Origin of the sequence: Streptomyces venezuelae ATCC 10712, assembly GCF_008639165.1 — a bacterium.
Taxonomy (GTDB): Bacteria; Actinomycetota; Actinomycetes; order Streptomycetales; family Streptomycetaceae; genus Streptomyces; species Streptomyces venezuelae.
In genome coordinates this window covers 405,181-418,314 of record NZ_CP029197.1, presented here as the reverse complement: position 1 = coordinate 418,314, position 13,134 = coordinate 405,181, and the positions used below count along the sequence as shown (strand labels likewise).

At 71.9% G+C, this 13,134-nt stretch carries 19 protein-coding genes and 1 pseudogene; 16 read left to right on the top strand and 4 right to left on the bottom strand.

The genetic code is table 11. The annotated features are described in order from the left end of the window. Positions 1 to 94 precede the first annotated feature (94 nt). A pseudogene (locus tag DEJ43_RS01880) lies at positions 95 to 763 on the bottom strand (hypothetical protein); the annotation flags it as partial. A gap of 264 nt (positions 764 to 1,027) precedes the next feature. Between DEJ43_RS01880 and DEJ43_RS01875 the strand changes: the two are divergent. Further along, positions 1,028 to 1,672, top strand: coding sequence for a carbonic anhydrase (locus tag DEJ43_RS01875; protein ID WP_015031597.1), 645 nt, complete (start codon positions 1,028 to 1,030; stop codon positions 1,670 to 1,672). A 300-nt stretch (positions 1,673 to 1,972) separates the two neighbouring features. On the opposite strand, the gene DEJ43_RS01870 is transcribed toward DEJ43_RS01875, so the two are convergent. Further along, the gene (locus tag DEJ43_RS01870) at positions 1,973 to 2,416 is read right to left on the bottom strand and encodes a CBS domain-containing protein (protein ID WP_015031596.1); all 444 of its coding nucleotides are present in this window, start codon (positions 2,414 to 2,416) and stop codon (positions 1,973 to 1,975) included. 237 nt (positions 2,417 to 2,653) lie between these two features. On the opposite strand from DEJ43_RS01870, the gene DEJ43_RS01865 reads away from it, so the two are divergent. The 14 genes from DEJ43_RS01865 to DEJ43_RS01800 all read left to right on the top strand — a co-directional run bounded on the left by DEJ43_RS01865 (position 2,654) and on the right by DEJ43_RS01800 (position 11,105). Next, positions 2,654 to 2,950 (top strand): gas vesicle protein GvpO, encoded by a 297-nt coding sequence (locus tag DEJ43_RS01865; protein WP_015031595.1) that lies wholly within the window; start codon positions 2,654 to 2,656, stop codon positions 2,948 to 2,950. 90 nt (positions 2,951 to 3,040) lie between these two features. Then, positions 3,041 to 3,478: a gas vesicle structural protein GvpA gene (locus tag DEJ43_RS01860; RefSeq protein WP_015031594.1), complete on the top strand. Its 438-nt coding sequence runs from the start codon at positions 3,041 to 3,043 to the stop codon at positions 3,476 to 3,478. Positions 3,479 to 3,481: 3 nt separating this feature from the next. Beyond that, positions 3,482 to 4,195, top strand: coding sequence for a GvpL/GvpF family gas vesicle protein (locus DEJ43_RS01855; protein WP_015031593.1), 714 nt, complete (start codon positions 3,482 to 3,484; stop codon positions 4,193 to 4,195). A gap of 46 nt (positions 4,196 to 4,241) precedes the next feature. Beyond that, entirely contained in the window at positions 4,242 to 4,499 is a 258-nt protein-coding gene (locus DEJ43_RS01850) for a gas vesicle protein GvpG (protein ID WP_015031592.1), read from the top strand. A 40-nt stretch (positions 4,500 to 4,539) separates the two neighbouring features. Then, the gene (locus DEJ43_RS01845; RefSeq protein ID WP_015031591.1) at positions 4,540 to 5,136 is read left to right on the top strand and encodes a hypothetical protein; all 597 of its coding nucleotides are present in this window, start codon (positions 4,540 to 4,542) and stop codon (positions 5,134 to 5,136) included. Next, positions 5,129 to 6,259 carry an SRPBCC family protein gene (locus DEJ43_RS01840; RefSeq protein ID WP_041661961.1) on the top strand — a complete coding sequence of 377 codons (1,131 nt, stop codon included), beginning with the start codon at positions 5,129 to 5,131 and terminating at the stop codon, positions 6,257 to 6,259. The genes DEJ43_RS01845 and DEJ43_RS01840 overlap by 8 nt, the downstream gene beginning before the upstream one ends. Positions 6,260 to 6,298: 39 nt before the next feature. After that, positions 6,299 to 6,748: a gas vesicle protein gene (locus DEJ43_RS01835; RefSeq protein WP_015031589.1), complete on the top strand. Its 450-nt coding sequence runs from the start codon at positions 6,299 to 6,301 to the stop codon at positions 6,746 to 6,748. Beyond that, positions 6,745 to 7,623 (top strand): GvpL/GvpF family gas vesicle protein, encoded by an 879-nt coding sequence (locus DEJ43_RS01830; RefSeq protein WP_015031588.1) that lies wholly within the window; start codon positions 6,745 to 6,747, stop codon positions 7,621 to 7,623. Before DEJ43_RS01835 ends, DEJ43_RS01830 begins: the two co-directional genes overlap by 4 nt. After that, the gene (locus DEJ43_RS01825) at positions 7,620 to 7,895 is read left to right on the top strand and encodes a gas vesicle protein (protein WP_015031587.1); all 276 of its coding nucleotides are present in this window, start codon (positions 7,620 to 7,622) and stop codon (positions 7,893 to 7,895) included. Before DEJ43_RS01830 ends, DEJ43_RS01825 begins: the two co-directional genes overlap by 4 nt. Then, complete coding sequence (locus tag DEJ43_RS01820) at positions 7,892 to 8,224, top strand: gas vesicle protein K (protein ID WP_015031586.1); 333 nt, start codon at positions 7,892 to 7,894, stop codon at positions 8,222 to 8,224. Before DEJ43_RS01825 ends, DEJ43_RS01820 begins: the two co-directional genes overlap by 4 nt. A gap of 71 nt (positions 8,225 to 8,295) precedes the next feature. Next, positions 8,296 to 8,730 (top strand): hypothetical protein, encoded by a 435-nt coding sequence (locus DEJ43_RS01815; protein WP_015031585.1) that lies wholly within the window; start codon positions 8,296 to 8,298, stop codon positions 8,728 to 8,730. A gap of 121 nt (positions 8,731 to 8,851) precedes the next feature. After that, on the top strand, positions 8,852 to 9,208 hold the full coding sequence (locus DEJ43_RS01810; RefSeq protein ID WP_015031584.1) for a hypothetical protein: 357 nt from the start codon (positions 8,852 to 8,854) through the stop codon (positions 9,206 to 9,208). A 78-nt stretch (positions 9,209 to 9,286) separates the two neighbouring features. After that, positions 9,287 to 10,252 (top strand): LLM class F420-dependent oxidoreductase, encoded by a 966-nt coding sequence (locus tag DEJ43_RS01805; protein ID WP_015031583.1) that lies wholly within the window; start codon positions 9,287 to 9,289, stop codon positions 10,250 to 10,252. A 19-nt stretch (positions 10,253 to 10,271) separates the two neighbouring features. Beyond that, on the top strand, positions 10,272 to 11,105 hold the full coding sequence (locus tag DEJ43_RS01800; RefSeq protein WP_015031582.1) for a class II glutamine amidotransferase: 834 nt from the start codon (positions 10,272 to 10,274) through the stop codon (positions 11,103 to 11,105). A gap of 32 nt (positions 11,106 to 11,137) precedes the next feature. On the opposite strand, the gene DEJ43_RS01795 is transcribed toward DEJ43_RS01800, so the two are convergent. Beyond that, positions 11,138 to 12,370, bottom strand: a complete 1,233-nt coding sequence (locus DEJ43_RS01795) for a PP2C family protein-serine/threonine phosphatase (protein ID WP_015031581.1) — start codon at positions 12,368 to 12,370, stop codon at positions 11,138 to 11,140. Between the two features lie 137 nt (positions 12,371 to 12,507). Further along, positions 12,508 to 12,654 (bottom strand): hypothetical protein, encoded by a 147-nt coding sequence (locus DEJ43_RS37280; protein ID WP_167537134.1) that lies wholly within the window; start codon positions 12,652 to 12,654, stop codon positions 12,508 to 12,510. Between the two features lie 226 nt (positions 12,655 to 12,880). Here DEJ43_RS37280 and DEJ43_RS01790 point away from each other — a divergent pair, with 226 nt between their 5' ends. After that, positions 12,881 to 13,042 (top strand): DUF5670 family protein, encoded by a 162-nt coding sequence (locus DEJ43_RS01790; RefSeq protein ID WP_015031579.1) that lies wholly within the window; start codon positions 12,881 to 12,883, stop codon positions 13,040 to 13,042. Positions 13,043 to 13,134 lie beyond the last annotated feature (92 nt).

Sequence of the window (13,134 nt, the reverse complement as noted above, 5' to 3'; positions counted from 1 at the left end):
ACATTCCGTGCGCTGCACCTGCCCGACCTGCGGATGAGAGCCTGCGCCCGGGCGCTCGGCAAAGTCACCCTTTCGCCGGGGGTCAGTGATTGGCCATGTGGCCCCCACCATGGCTGTCGATGGTGCCGCAGTTGGCGGGGGCGGTGGCTTCCTGGGGCAGCTTGGGGTCGAGCTCGCTCTTGCCCTTGCCGAAGTCGTACATGCCGTTGCCGTTGGGGTCGATGCCGTGCTGGACGACGTGGAGGCGGCTGATGTGGTCGGCGACGGCCTGGGAGACGGTGATCGTCCGCGCGTAGGACAGGTTGCCGTTCTTGTCCGCGACCGGCATCCGGTCGACGGCCAGCCCGCTGGCCTTGCTCGTGTCGCCCTTGGTGGTCAGGGAGATGTTGATGTCGCCGTAGGCGGGGAGGCCCTCGGCGGTGGAGACGATGCCGTCCCCGTTCTTGTCCGCGCTCGTGTCGGGGCAGGTGAACTCGTGGCCGGTGGTGGAGCCGTGGATGTGCTGGGCGTGGGGCTGGCCGGGGACCAGGCCCTGGGACTCGATCTTCACCGTGAGCTGGCGGCCCTGCAGGGTGAGCTGCGCGGTGCCGCGGGCCCCCGAGTCGTTGAGGGGGAGCAGCGTGACCTGGTAGTCCCTGCCGTGTCGGGTCTGTGAGCCGCTGTCGTTCCCGTCGTGGGCCAGTGCCGGGGCCGCCACGGAGAGCGTGAGGGCTGCGGGCACGGCCAGGAGAGCGACGAGGCGGGTGGAGCGCTTGGCTGTCATCGCGATGCATCCCCTTCCGGGGAGTTTCACCGGCACGAGGCCGGGTCGCGTTCCGGACTTTTCGTCCCTTTCATCCTTCATTCGGGGCGATCATGAAGGAGGATTGCCCACCGGTCGCACCCCCTCTCCAGCGCGAGCGTGAACCTGCTGGTCGGCCGCGCTGGGGCAGCTCCGCCGAAGGACGCTTGCCGTCACAGGCCCCGTGTGGAGCACACCGGGGGGCGGGCCGGTGCGACGGCTGGTGTCACCTCGTAGGCTGCCGCCATGACAGAGAAGATACTTACGCCGACGCCCCGCGACGCCTTCGACCTGCTCATGGCCGGTAACAAGCGCTTCGTCTCCGGCGCCCCCGAGCACCCGAACCAGGACGCCGCCCGCCGCACGGAGACCGCCCCGTCCCAGCAGCCCTTCGCCGTGCTGTTCGGGTGCTCCGACTCCCGGCTGGCGGCCGAGATCATCTTCGACCGGGGCCTGGGCGACCTGTTCGTGGTCCGTACCGCCGGACACGTCGCCGGCACGGAGACCCTTGGTTCGATCGAGTTCGGCGTCTCCGTCCTCAAGGCGCCGCTGGTCGTCGTCCTCGGTCACGACTCGTGCGGCGCCGTTGCCGCGGCCTGCTCCGCCTTGGACGAGGGGAAGACGCCGGGCGGCTTCGTCCGCGACGTGGTCGAACGGGTGAACACCAGCGTGCTGGCCGCCCGCGCCGCCGGACGCGAGAGTGCCGAGGAGATCCTGGCCGAGCACATCGAGCACACGGTGGACCTGCTGCTGGAGCGCTCCCGCGTCCTGGCCGACGCCGTGGCCGAGGGCCGCCTCGGCGTGGTCGGGCTGTCGTACCGCCTGGCCGACGGCAGCGCGCAGCTCGTCGCCGCGCGCGGCCTCGACGTGGCGGTCCCCACCGCGTCCTGACCACTCCCGCTCCCCGCCCGCGCCGTATCGGCGCGGAGCGGCGCAGCAGCGTACGCAGATGGGCGGCGTCGTCGTGCCCAGCTGCGCCTGGAAGCGGCGGTGCGGCGTCGCCGGACTGACCGCCGCGCGCGTCGCGACGTCGGACACGGTGAGCGGTGGCGGATGACCGCAGCGGCCCGCGGCGCCGCCGTTCTCGGCGGTGCCGCGGGCCGCTGTCGCTCGGACGGCGGCGGCCTCATCAGGGCCGAGGCCACCGCGGGTCCCGTGGCCGCGACCGGTCGGGCGCGGCCACGGTCCTTCTCAGTGGGCGCCCGCGTACACCTTGCTCGCGAACTCGGCGATCTGCTGGTCGGTGAGGTTCTGGGCGAGGTTGGCCTCCGAGATCATCCCGCAGAGACGGTGCCCGTCCTGCACGTCGATCACCGGCAGTCGCTTCACCTGGTGCTCCTCCATGACGTGCAGCGCGTCCGTCGCCGACGCCTCCGCGTCGATCCAGTGCAGCTCACCGCCGAGGGAACCGCACTCGACCTGCGCCGGGTCGTCTCCGGCGGCCACGCACTCGACGACGATGTCACGGTCGGTGACCATGCCCTTCAGCTTGTCGTCATCGCCACAGATGGGCATCGCGCCCACCCGCATGTCCCGCATCATCCTCGCCGCGTCCTGCAAGGACTCGTGCTCGCCGACGCACTGGGTGCCCGCCGTCATGATGTCGCGAGCCTTGAGCGGCTTGTTCTCTGCCATGGTCGCTGCTCCTTTCGTGGCACCGCACGGTTTGCGTACGTACTGGGCGCCTGCCCTGTTCTCCCGACGCGACACGCATCTCCGGCGCCCGTCGGGCGGCCCTCGGGCCGGGCTTCTCCGGACCGCTCGCCGACGGGTCACGCATACGTTCGGACGGGCGGGGCACGCGAACGTCAGCCACCGACGGCTGCTGGGGCACGGCCCCACGGCGGTCATCCAGGCCTCACAGGCGGGAACATGAGCGCGACTGACGACGACAAGAACGAGACGTCCGAAAAGCTCGACATCGCCACGGCCATGCGTCGTGCCTCCGCGCAGCTCTCGGAGCTGCTGCGGTGCGAACCCGGATCCGTGTCCGCGGTCAAGGCCACGGAAGACGGGTGGGCGGCCGAGGTCGAGGTCGTCGAGCTGGAGAAGGTTCCGGACACGATGAGCGTCATGGCCTCGTACCGAGTGGCCCTCGACACCGAGGGGCGACTCGTGGCGTACGAGCGCACACGACGCTACGCCCGGGGCCAGATCGACCGTCGCTGACGGCGCCGGCGGGCGCCGGCCCTCTCTCATCGTGGGGGGCGGCGTCGTGCCCGTGGGCGTCGACCGACGCCACAACGGAAGGAGTTCACCGTGACACTCGTCCAACAGAGCAATGCCACGAGCGGCGGAAGCGGCTCGGGAAACCTTTACGACGTGCTGGAACTCATTCTCGACCGTGGGCTGGTGATCGACGCGTTCGTCCGCGTCTCGCTGGTCGGCATCGAGATCCTCAAGATCGATGTCCGCGTGGTGGTCGCCAGCGTGGACACGTACCTGCGGTTCGCCGAGGCGTGCAACCGGCTCGACCTGGAGTCCGGGCGGAAGGCGCCGACGCAGCTCACCGACATCGTCGGCGAGGTGACCGAGAGCGGCGCGAAGGGCAAGTCCAAGGGGGCGCTGACCGGCGCCGTCGAGGCCTTCACGGATTCCCTGCAGAGCAAGCGCGAGGAGTCCGAGGAGGAGCCTCGCAAGCGGCCGGCCCGCAAGTCCACCTCCGGCCGTACGTCCGCCACCCGACGGGAGGAGTAGCAGATGCCGACCTACATCTACGCCATCACCGGCGCCGACCACCCCCTGCGGCTGGACGGCCTCCAGGGCGTGGGCGACCCGCCGTCACCGTTGCGTACGGTCGCCGGGGGCGATGTCACCGCCGTCGTCAGCGACGCCCCCGAGGGGCTGCGGGCCAAGCACCGGGACGTGCTGGCGCACGAGGCGGTCCTGGAGTCCCTGATGGCGGACGGGGCGACGCTGCCGATGCGCTTCGGCCTGCTGGGCCCGGACGACGACCAGGTCGGCGACGCGCTGCGGCGGGACGGCGACGCCTACCGCGCCCGCCTCGCCGAACTCGCCGGCCACGTCGAGTTCAACCTGAAGGCGGCCCGCGACGAGCAGGACCTGCTGCTGGAGATCGTGGCGGAGTCCGACGAGATCAGAGAGCTCAACGAACGCACGAGGTCGGGCGCCGCGGGGCAGGACGACCGGATCGCGCTCGGCGAGCTCGTCGCCGGCCAGGTCGCCGAGCGCGGCAAGGAGCGGGCGGAGAAGACGCTGGAACGCCTGCTGCCCAGCGCGGCGCGGGCCGCGCGCGCCGAGCCCGCCGCCGGTCAGTTCCTCAACGTCTCCTTCCTGGTGCCCGCCCCCTCCGCGGACGCGTTCGTCCGTGCCGTACGGGACGAGGCCGACCGGCAGGGCGAGGCCTGCACCTTCACGCTGACCGGACCCCTGCCGCCGTACAGCTTCGTGTGACGCGTGAGACGGCCGACACGGCGAACGCCGGGAAGGACAGGCGGACATGGGACTCCTCACCGGAATCCTGACCCTGCCGCTCGCACCGCTGCGCGGCACGGCGTGGGTGGTCGACCAGGTGCTGCTCGCCGCGGAACGGGAGTACTACGACCCCGAACCCGTACGGGCGCAGCTGGCGGCACTCGTGGACGACCTGGCGAACGGACGCGTGGAAGCGGAGGAGTTCGACCGGCGCGAGGACGCGCTTCTGGACCGCCTCGACGAGATCGAGGCGTACCGACGGCGGACGGAGAACGGTTCATGAACCGGCACGAGGACTCGGCGGGAAGGAACGAGGTGCACCGGTGACAGCGAAGAACTCGACGATCGCGGCCGCGCTCGTCGGAGGGTATCTCCTGGGACGGACGAGGAAGGCCAGAATGGCCGTCGGGGTGGGGATGTTCCTCGCCGGCCGCAGGCTGGACCTCGACCCCCGGCGGATCGGGAAACTGCTGGCCGCCTCACCGGTGACGGGGGCGCTGAGCGAGCAGGTCCGCAGAGAGCTGTTCGAGGCCACGAAATCGGCCGCGGCGCGGACTCTCACCCAGCGCGCCTCGGGCCTCGCGGACTCCCTGCAGCGGCGCACGAAGGCCTTGGGCGGCGAGGAAGCCGAGGAACCCGACGGGCACGAGACCGAGGCCGAGACCGAGGCCGAGACCGAGGCCGAGACCGGGGCCGAGACCGGGGACGGCGCGCGCGAGAACGCCGCACAGCGCACCACGGCGAAGCGCACGCCCAAGAAGAGCACGGCGGAAAGCCCGCCCAAGAAGAGCCCGCCGAAGAAGAGCACCCCGAGGAAGAGCACCAGCCGCTCGTCCTCCCGAGGCGGCTCCTCCGGCGCCGGCGCCCGGAAGACGACGGCGTCCCGCACGCGCAGGAGCAGGAGTGACGACGATGGGTGACTCGGCGCTCGGCAGGATCAGGAACGACCTCGCGGACAACCCCGCCACCGAGAGACTGAAGGAGGAGCTCCGGCGCTATCTGACCGCGCGCGCCGAGGACGCGGTCACCCGGCTCGGCAGGCGCCTGGGCGAAGGCGTGTCCCGGCTGGCCGAACCGTCAGCCGGCCGGGGCGGCCTCACCCAAGGCCTCGCCAAGGGCCTCAGGAAGGGAGGCGAGGCCCTCGGCGAGGGCAAGTCGCCCGCACGGGCCGCCCTGACCGCGGGGACCTCCGCCGTCAAGGACACCGTGAAGGGCAAGGCCAAGGACCTTCTCGGCACCGGCCGTACCTCCGGCGGAGGCGCGCGGAAGAGCGTGACCATCGTCGAGGACATCGACGTCGGCGTCCCCGTCCGCGACGCGTACGACCAGTGGACGCAGTTCCAGGAGTTCAGCACCTTCGCCAAGGGGGTCGTCAGCGTCGAGACGGCGGACGACACGACCACCCACTGGAAGGTGAAGGTCGCCAGGTCGACCCGCAGCTGGCAGGCGAACGTCACCGAGCAGATACCCGACAAGCGCATCGCCTGGACCACGGAAGGCGCCAAGGGCACGGTCCGCGGCGCGGTGACGTTCCACCGCATCACCGAGGACCTCACCCGGGTGCTGCTCGTACTGGAGTACTTCCCCAAGGGACTCTTCGAGAGGACGGGGAACATCTGGCGCGCGCAGGGCAGGCGCGCCCGGCTGGATCTCAAGCTCTACCGCAAGTTCCTGATGCTGCGCGGAGACGCCACCGACGGCTGGCGCGGCGAGATCCGGGACGGCGAGGTCGTGGTCGGCCACGAGGAAGCGGTCGAGGAGGAGCGCCGGGCCGACGAGGAGTTCGACGAGCCCGACGAGGAGTACGAGGAGCCCGGCGGCGAGGAAGCCGACGAGGAGTTCGAGGAACCCGACGGGGAGTACGAGGAGTTCGACGAGCCCGACGGCGAGGAATTCGACGACGACGAGCCGACAGAGGGCGAGCCGCCGACTGAGGACGACTCGACCGAGGACGAGCCGGCCGACGACGAGCCGACCGACGACGACCGCCGTCCGCGCGGATCCGGGCGCCGTACCCGTCGCCGCGCCTCCGTCGGCAGCTGACCGACCGCAGAGCAATCCCGGAGAACAGAGGTCGCCACCGTGTCCGAATCCTTCGCGGGACGCCTACCGGCATCACCGCACGCCGCATCGCCGAGCAGTCGCCAGGGCTCGTCCGCGAACCTCGCGGACATCCTGGAACGCGTGCTCGACAAGGGCATCGTGATCGCCGGCGACATCCAGATCAACCTCCTCGACATCGAGCTGCTGACCATCAAGCTCCGGCTGCTTGTCGCCTCCGTCGACAAGGCCAAGGAGATGGGCATCGACTGGTGGGAGCATGACCCTTCGCTCTCCTCCCGGGCGCGCCCGCCCCGCCAGGTCGGCGGCCCCGGCGCCGGTGACGGGGCCAGCAGGGAAGAGGTCCTGGCCGACGAGAACGAGCGTCTGCGCGCCGAGCTCGTACGGCTGCGCGCCGCGGGTCCGTCGGAGGACGGACCGGAGCCGGAGCCGGAAGAAGCCACCCGCCGCGGAACGGAGGAGGCACGATGAACGCACCCTCGACGGCGTACGTGTACGGCGTCGGCCGGGACGACGGCAGCCTGGCCGGTGTCGTCGGTACGGCGAGCGGAGTCGACGGCCACGGCGTACGGCTCGTCGCCGCGGGCGGCCTCGTCGCCCTGGTGTCAGCCGTGCCGGAGGCCGCCTTCGACGAGGCGGCGCTGCAGCGCCGCCTGGAGGACCTCGACCTGCTGGAGGAGCTTGCCCGGGCCCACCACGCGGTGGTCGACGCCGCGTTCGCGCGGGCGGTCGTCCTGCCCTTCAGGCTGGCCACCGTATATCGCGACGAGGACCGGGTGGCCGAGGTGCTGGGGGGCCACCGCGAGAGGTTCACCGAGCTGCTGGGGTGGCTCGACGGCCACGTCGAGCTGGGCGTGAAGGTCCACGCGGACCCGGAGTCGGCGGCCTCCCTCGCGGGGACCGCGCCCCAGGAGCCCGGCGGAGCGGCACCGGCGGCCGGTTCGGGACGCGCGTATCTGCGGCAGCGCATGCAGCGACGGCGCGGCACGGAGGACCTCTACCGGGCCGCCGGCGCCGTCGCGGACGAGGCCGCAGGCGTGGCGCGGCAGCTCGCGCGTGCCGCGGTCGTCCACCGGGCCCAGCAGGGTGGACTGTCGGGGCGGCAGGGGGTGAACATCGCCAACCACGCGTACCTGGTGTCGGCCGACGGCGAGGCACGCTTCCGCGAGGAGGTCGAGGCGGTGGCGCGGTCGGTGCCGGGGGTACGGGTGGAGGTGACGGGCCCGTGGGCCCCGTACTCCTTCGCGGCCCCGGCCCCGGCCTCCGCCCCGGCACCCGCACCCGCCTCCGCCCCGGCCCCCGCACCCTCGGGGGTCACCGAGGGCGAGGGGACGGTGGCGCGATGAGCACGCCCTTCGTGGAGCACGCCTCCCACGAGCCGGCGGAGCGTCTTTCCGGACCGCCCGTCGCCCTCATCGACCTGCTGGACCGCCTGCTGACCGGAGGCGCGGTGCTGACCGGAGACATCGTGCTCTCCATCGCCGACGTGGACCTCGTCCACATCGATCTGCGCGCGGTCATCCGGTCGGTCACGGGCGACGCCCCCGCTCCCTGGGCGGGACGACCGTCCGGGGCCGGTGCTCCGCCCGTGGGCCGCGCTCAGGAGGCGGGGAGGTGAGCCGGGTGGAGGACGCGAACGGCGCCGCGGCGGGCAGTGCCGTGTCGCGACGGCTGGCCGTCGACCCCGACACGGTGGAGCGGGACCTCGTCAAACTCGTCCTGACCATCGTCGAACTGCTGCGGCAGCTGATGGAACGCACCGCCGTGCACCGCGTCGACCAGGGCGACCTCGGCGAGGACGAGGAGGAACGCATCGGCATGACGCTGATGCTCCTGCACGAACGGATGGAAGAGCTGTGCGAGCGCTACGGCCTGTCCATGGACGATCTGAACCTGGACCTGGGCCCGTTGGGATCGCTTCTCCCGCGCGATCCCCTCGGCCGGTGAGCCGGCCCCGTACGGCACACGGGTGAAGCGATCCCCGTTTCACCCGCGAAAGACCGGCAAGGAGGAATGCCATGAGTACATCGAACGGAAGTGCCAAGAGCTCGGGTCGCACGACGACGCGGAAGTCGCCCGCCAAGCGGGCCGCTTCGACGGCCGAGAGCGCCCGGTCGAAGACCACCGCCGCGGCGGGCGAAGCGAAGACCGCGGCCCGGGGCGCGGAGGAGACGACGAAGAACGCGGTGCGGGGCGCGGAGGAGACGACGAAGAACGCCGGCCGCGCTGTGGCGAGCGGCCTGGAGACCGGCCGGCGGGCGGTCACGGCGAACGCGGGGAAGGCCGCCAAGGCCGCGACCGCGGCCTGGGCGGTCGTGCAGCACAGGAAGGCCCTCGCCGCCGGTGCGGCGGCAGGCATCGTCGGCGTCGCCGGCGCCGCGTTCGCGGTCGGCCGCTCGACCGCCAAGCCGGCCGTCGGGCCGCTGACCAGGCTCGCGGGCGGACGGATCTGACCGCACCGCCCCTGATCCCGCGCCGAGTGCCCCCGCCCCCGGTCCGCTCCGAAGAGTCGGAGCGCACCGGGGGCTCCGGCGGGCCCGGCGCCGCCCGGCCGAGGAGCGGAGGAACAGCACCATGACGGAGAATCCGTGGACCTTCGGTGCGGACTGCGGCCACCTGCCGGGGACCGACCTGACCGGATGGGACGTCGAGGCCGCCGACGGTCACATCGGAACGGTGGCCGAGCACTCCGACGAGGCCGGTGACGTCCACCTGGTCGTGGACGCCGGGGCGTGGATCTTCGGCAAGCTGCTCGTTCCCGCCGGTGCGGTCGCCCGATTCGACGCGCGCCGCCGCACCCTATGCCTGTCCCTGACCAAGGAGCAGGTCAAGGACGCGCCGCAGTTCCTCCCCGACCGCGATCTGGCCGACCGGCAGTACCGGGAGGACGTCGCGGCCTACTACCGGATGGCCCTCGACTCCTGCCCGTGATCGGGCCCGCGGCGCGGCAGCGGCAGCGTTCGAGGGACGGGTACGTTTCAGGGAGATCCAAGCGGAAACCCGCCCCTCATGGTGCGAATCGGATACACGATGATGACCGAGCAGGCCGGACCGCGGGATCTGGTCGACCATGTGGTGGGAGCGGAACGGGCGGGGTTCGACTTCGCCGTGATCTCCGACCACTCCTTCCCCTGGCTGGAGGCCCAGGGGCACGCGCCGTACGCGTGGAGCGTGCTGGGCGCCGCCGCGCAGGCGACCTCCCGGATCCCGCTCATGACGTACGTGACCTGCCCGACCTTCCGCTACCACCCCGCGGTGGTCGCGCAGAAGGCGGCCACGATGCAGCTCCTGTCCCAGGGGCGCTTCCGGCTGGGCCTGGGGTCGGGCGAGAACCTCAACGAGCACATCGTCGGCGCGGGCTGGCCCGCCGCCCACGTCCGCCTGGAGATGCTCGAAGAATCGGTGGAGATCATCCGTGCGCTGTTCGCCGGCGGGAACGTCAGCCACCACGGCCGCCACTTCGACGTCGAGAACGCCAGGCTCTGGGACCTCCCCGACGAGCCGCCCCCGATCGGGATCGCCGCCTCCGGAGACCGCTCCTGCGAGCTCGCCGGACTCCACGGCGACCTGCTCGTCGCCACCGAGCCGAAGCGGGAGCTGGTGACCGCGTTCGGCGCGTACGGAGGGGCCGGCAAGCCGTGTGTCGGTCAGCTCCCGGTCTCGTACGACCCCGATCGCGCGGCGGCGGTGGCCCGGGCGCACGACCAGTTCCGCTGGGCCCTCGGGGGCTGGAAGGTCAACGCCGAACTTCCCGGCCCCGCGGGCTTCGCACAGGCCTCGCAGCACACCAGGCCGGAGGACGTCGCGGACGCCATCCCCTGCGGTGACGACGTGGACGCCTTCGTCGACGCGGTACGCCCCTACAGCGACGCGGGATTCACCGAGATCGCCCTGGTCCAGGTGGGCGGTGACCGACAGCGACCCTTCCTGGACTGGGCGGAGACGAAGCTGCTGCCGGCCCTGCGAGAGCTGTGAGGAAGGGGATGAGGTTCGTATGTGCCGCTGGCTCGCCTACTCCGGTTCGCCCCTCCTGCTCGACACCGTGCTCTACCGTCCGGAGCACTCCCTGATCAACCAGAGCCTCCATGCGCGGATGGGGGTCGAGTCGACCAACGGCGACGGCTTCGGCGTCGGCTGGTACGGCTCCGACGGCGACGGTACACCGGCGGTCTTCCGCGATGTCGGACCGGCGTGGAACAACCGCAATCTGCAAGAGCTCGCGTCGCACGTCCGCTCTTCCCTGTTCTTCGCCCACGTCCGCGCGTCCACCGGCTCCGCGGTCCAGCAGACGAACTGCCATCCCTTCCGCCACGGTCGCTGGCTGTGGATGCACAACGGGGCCATCGCGGACTTCCCCCGGCTGCAGCGGGACCTGTGCATGGCCGTCGACCCGGTGCTCTTCCCCTTCATGGAAGGATCGACGGACTCCGAGGTGATGTTCTACCTGGCGGTCACCTTCGGCCTCGACCAGGACGTCCCGGGAGCGGTCGCCCGCATGGCCGGCCTGGTCGAGAGCCTCGGCGCGCGGCACGGCGTGCCGGAGCCCCTGCAGATGACGGTGGCCGTGAGCGACGGGGAGCGCGTCTGGGCCTTCCGCTACTCCAGCCAGGGAAAGTCCCGCTCCCTCTTCTACAGCAGCAGGGCCGAGACCGTCCGGCGCCTCCACCCCGAGCTGGAGTATCTGAGGGAGCTCTCCGACAGGACCCGCCTCGTGGTCTCCGAGCCCCTGGGAGACCTGCCGGGCGTGTGGAACGAGCTGCCCGAGTCCAGCTACGCCGTCATACCTTCCAGCTCGGCGGCGGACTACGTGCCGTTCTCCCCGGGCTGAGCCGGTCCCGTGCCCTCTGTCACATGAGGTGTTCAGGGCTCCGGCGGGTGCCATTCAGTGAGGAGGAGGGTCGCGTCGTCGTTCAGGCGCTGGTCCTGGTGCACCAGGATCTGCTGGATCAGACGGCGCAGGGCCTCGGGCGCGGGGAGCCCGTCGGTCAGGGCACGTACGACAGCGTCGGCCAGACGCTGTTCGCCGAACAGCTCACCGGCGGCGGAGCGGGCGTCGGTGACGCCGTCGGTGAACAGCAGCAGCCGGTCGCCGGGCTGCAGCTGGGTGCTGTGGACGGGCGGCGGTGGAATGTCGTAACCGGTGAGCCCGAGGGACGGATGGGGGGCGCGGTCGAGTGCGCCGGTCACGACGCGGCGGTCACGGATCAGCAGCGGGGGAGGATGGCCGCAGTTGATCCAGTCGAGCCGGCCGGTCCTCGTGTCCAGGTCGGCGATCACACAGGTCAGCAGCCGACCGGGGATCCAGCGGTCCAAAGTGCTGTCGATCTCCACGGCGATGTCGTCGAGGCGGCCGCCCGCGCGCCGGGAGGCCCGGCAGGCGGCCAGCGCCGTGGCACTGCAGCCGCCGGACGCGAGATCGTGACCCATGGCGTCCAGCAGCGTCAGGTGCAGATCGTCGCCGGCCAGGCTGTGGTCGTACGCGTCCCCGCCCACGTCGTACGCGGGTTCCAGGATGGCGCTCGAGGTCACCGCCGCGGTGCCGATGGTGCGCGGCGGCAGGAACGCCCACAGCAGCTCGGCCTGAAGGCTCATCGGCCGGGTGCGCATGGTCTGGGCCAGGAGATCGCTGTACGGCTGCTTCGCCGCCAGGATCATGGCGAGCAGGTCGGCGAGGGCCTCGCACCGGCGCAGGAGCGGCGCGTCGAGTTCCGGCGCGGTCACCCGCAGCACCCCCAGCCGGCCGATGCCGTCCACCACCGGGATCCAGGCCGTCTGCTCGGAGGCCCCGGCCTCCGGCCGGCTCAGCTGGGTGGTCTCGGTGCGGTAGGCGCGTCCGGCGAGCGAGTTGTCGACGGGCAGGGTCTCCGGGGCCGCGGCCGCGCCGTCGGCGCCGGAGACCCGCGCCTGCTCGGGAGCGAGCAGCGCGACCAGATCGCGCTGCTGCAGATCGGCCACGTACACGCGGGCGCTGGACAGCCCCAGTCGCTCACCCACGTCCTGCAGGAGGCCGGGGATCGCGGGGAGCGCGAGGCGGTGGGACGAGGCCAGCACATCGGCCAGGACGGAGCCCAGGGTGTCGTTCTCCACTGGCACGAGACCGCCTTTCGCCGCCGCTCACCGGGCCGACCGCGGTGAACGTCCCGATCGTCCCATCATGCGCCGGGACCGGGCCGGCCGCGGGAGGCGCCGCGCGGGACGCGGGCGGTTCCACGCGGCCGGGCGAGCGGCCGTCAGCGGTGGCCGCGCACCTTGGAGAGGAAGCGCATGACCTGGGAGCGCCTGCGGGGGTCGGCGGCGGCCCTGCGGACGGACGCCGCCGCGCTACGGCCCTGAGGGCTGTGGGCGAATCGCTTGATACGGGTCAGCAGTGTGCTCACGGGACTCTCCTCGGAGTCGAGGGTGGGGGCCGCCGGGCGAGGGCACGCCGGGCTTCGCTTCTGGCGTTCCGTGTTGCCCGTCGCCGCCGTCCCACACCCTCGGGCCCGCCGGATCGCGCGGTCCGTCCGGACGAAGTTCCATGTTTGACGCGGGCACATCCGGTGAGACGGCGCTCATCAGTGATTCCGAGAAAGTCATCCATCGATCTTGTGGAGGTGGACGCGTATGGTCCCGCTGCTTCTTGTTCTTCTGCTCGCCCTGCTGCTCTTCGGCGTCGGCTTCGCCGTCAAGGCGCTCTGGTGGATCGCCGTCATCGTGCTCGTAGTGTGGCTGCTGGGCTTCGTCGCCCGGCCGAAGGGCGGCTCGGCCCGCTGGTATCGCTGGTAGGCGGGCCTCCGCCGTCCTCCGACGGCATGGACCGCCCCCCGGCGGAAGGGAGCCCGGGACACTCCGAACGGAGTGTCCCGGGCTCCCTTCCG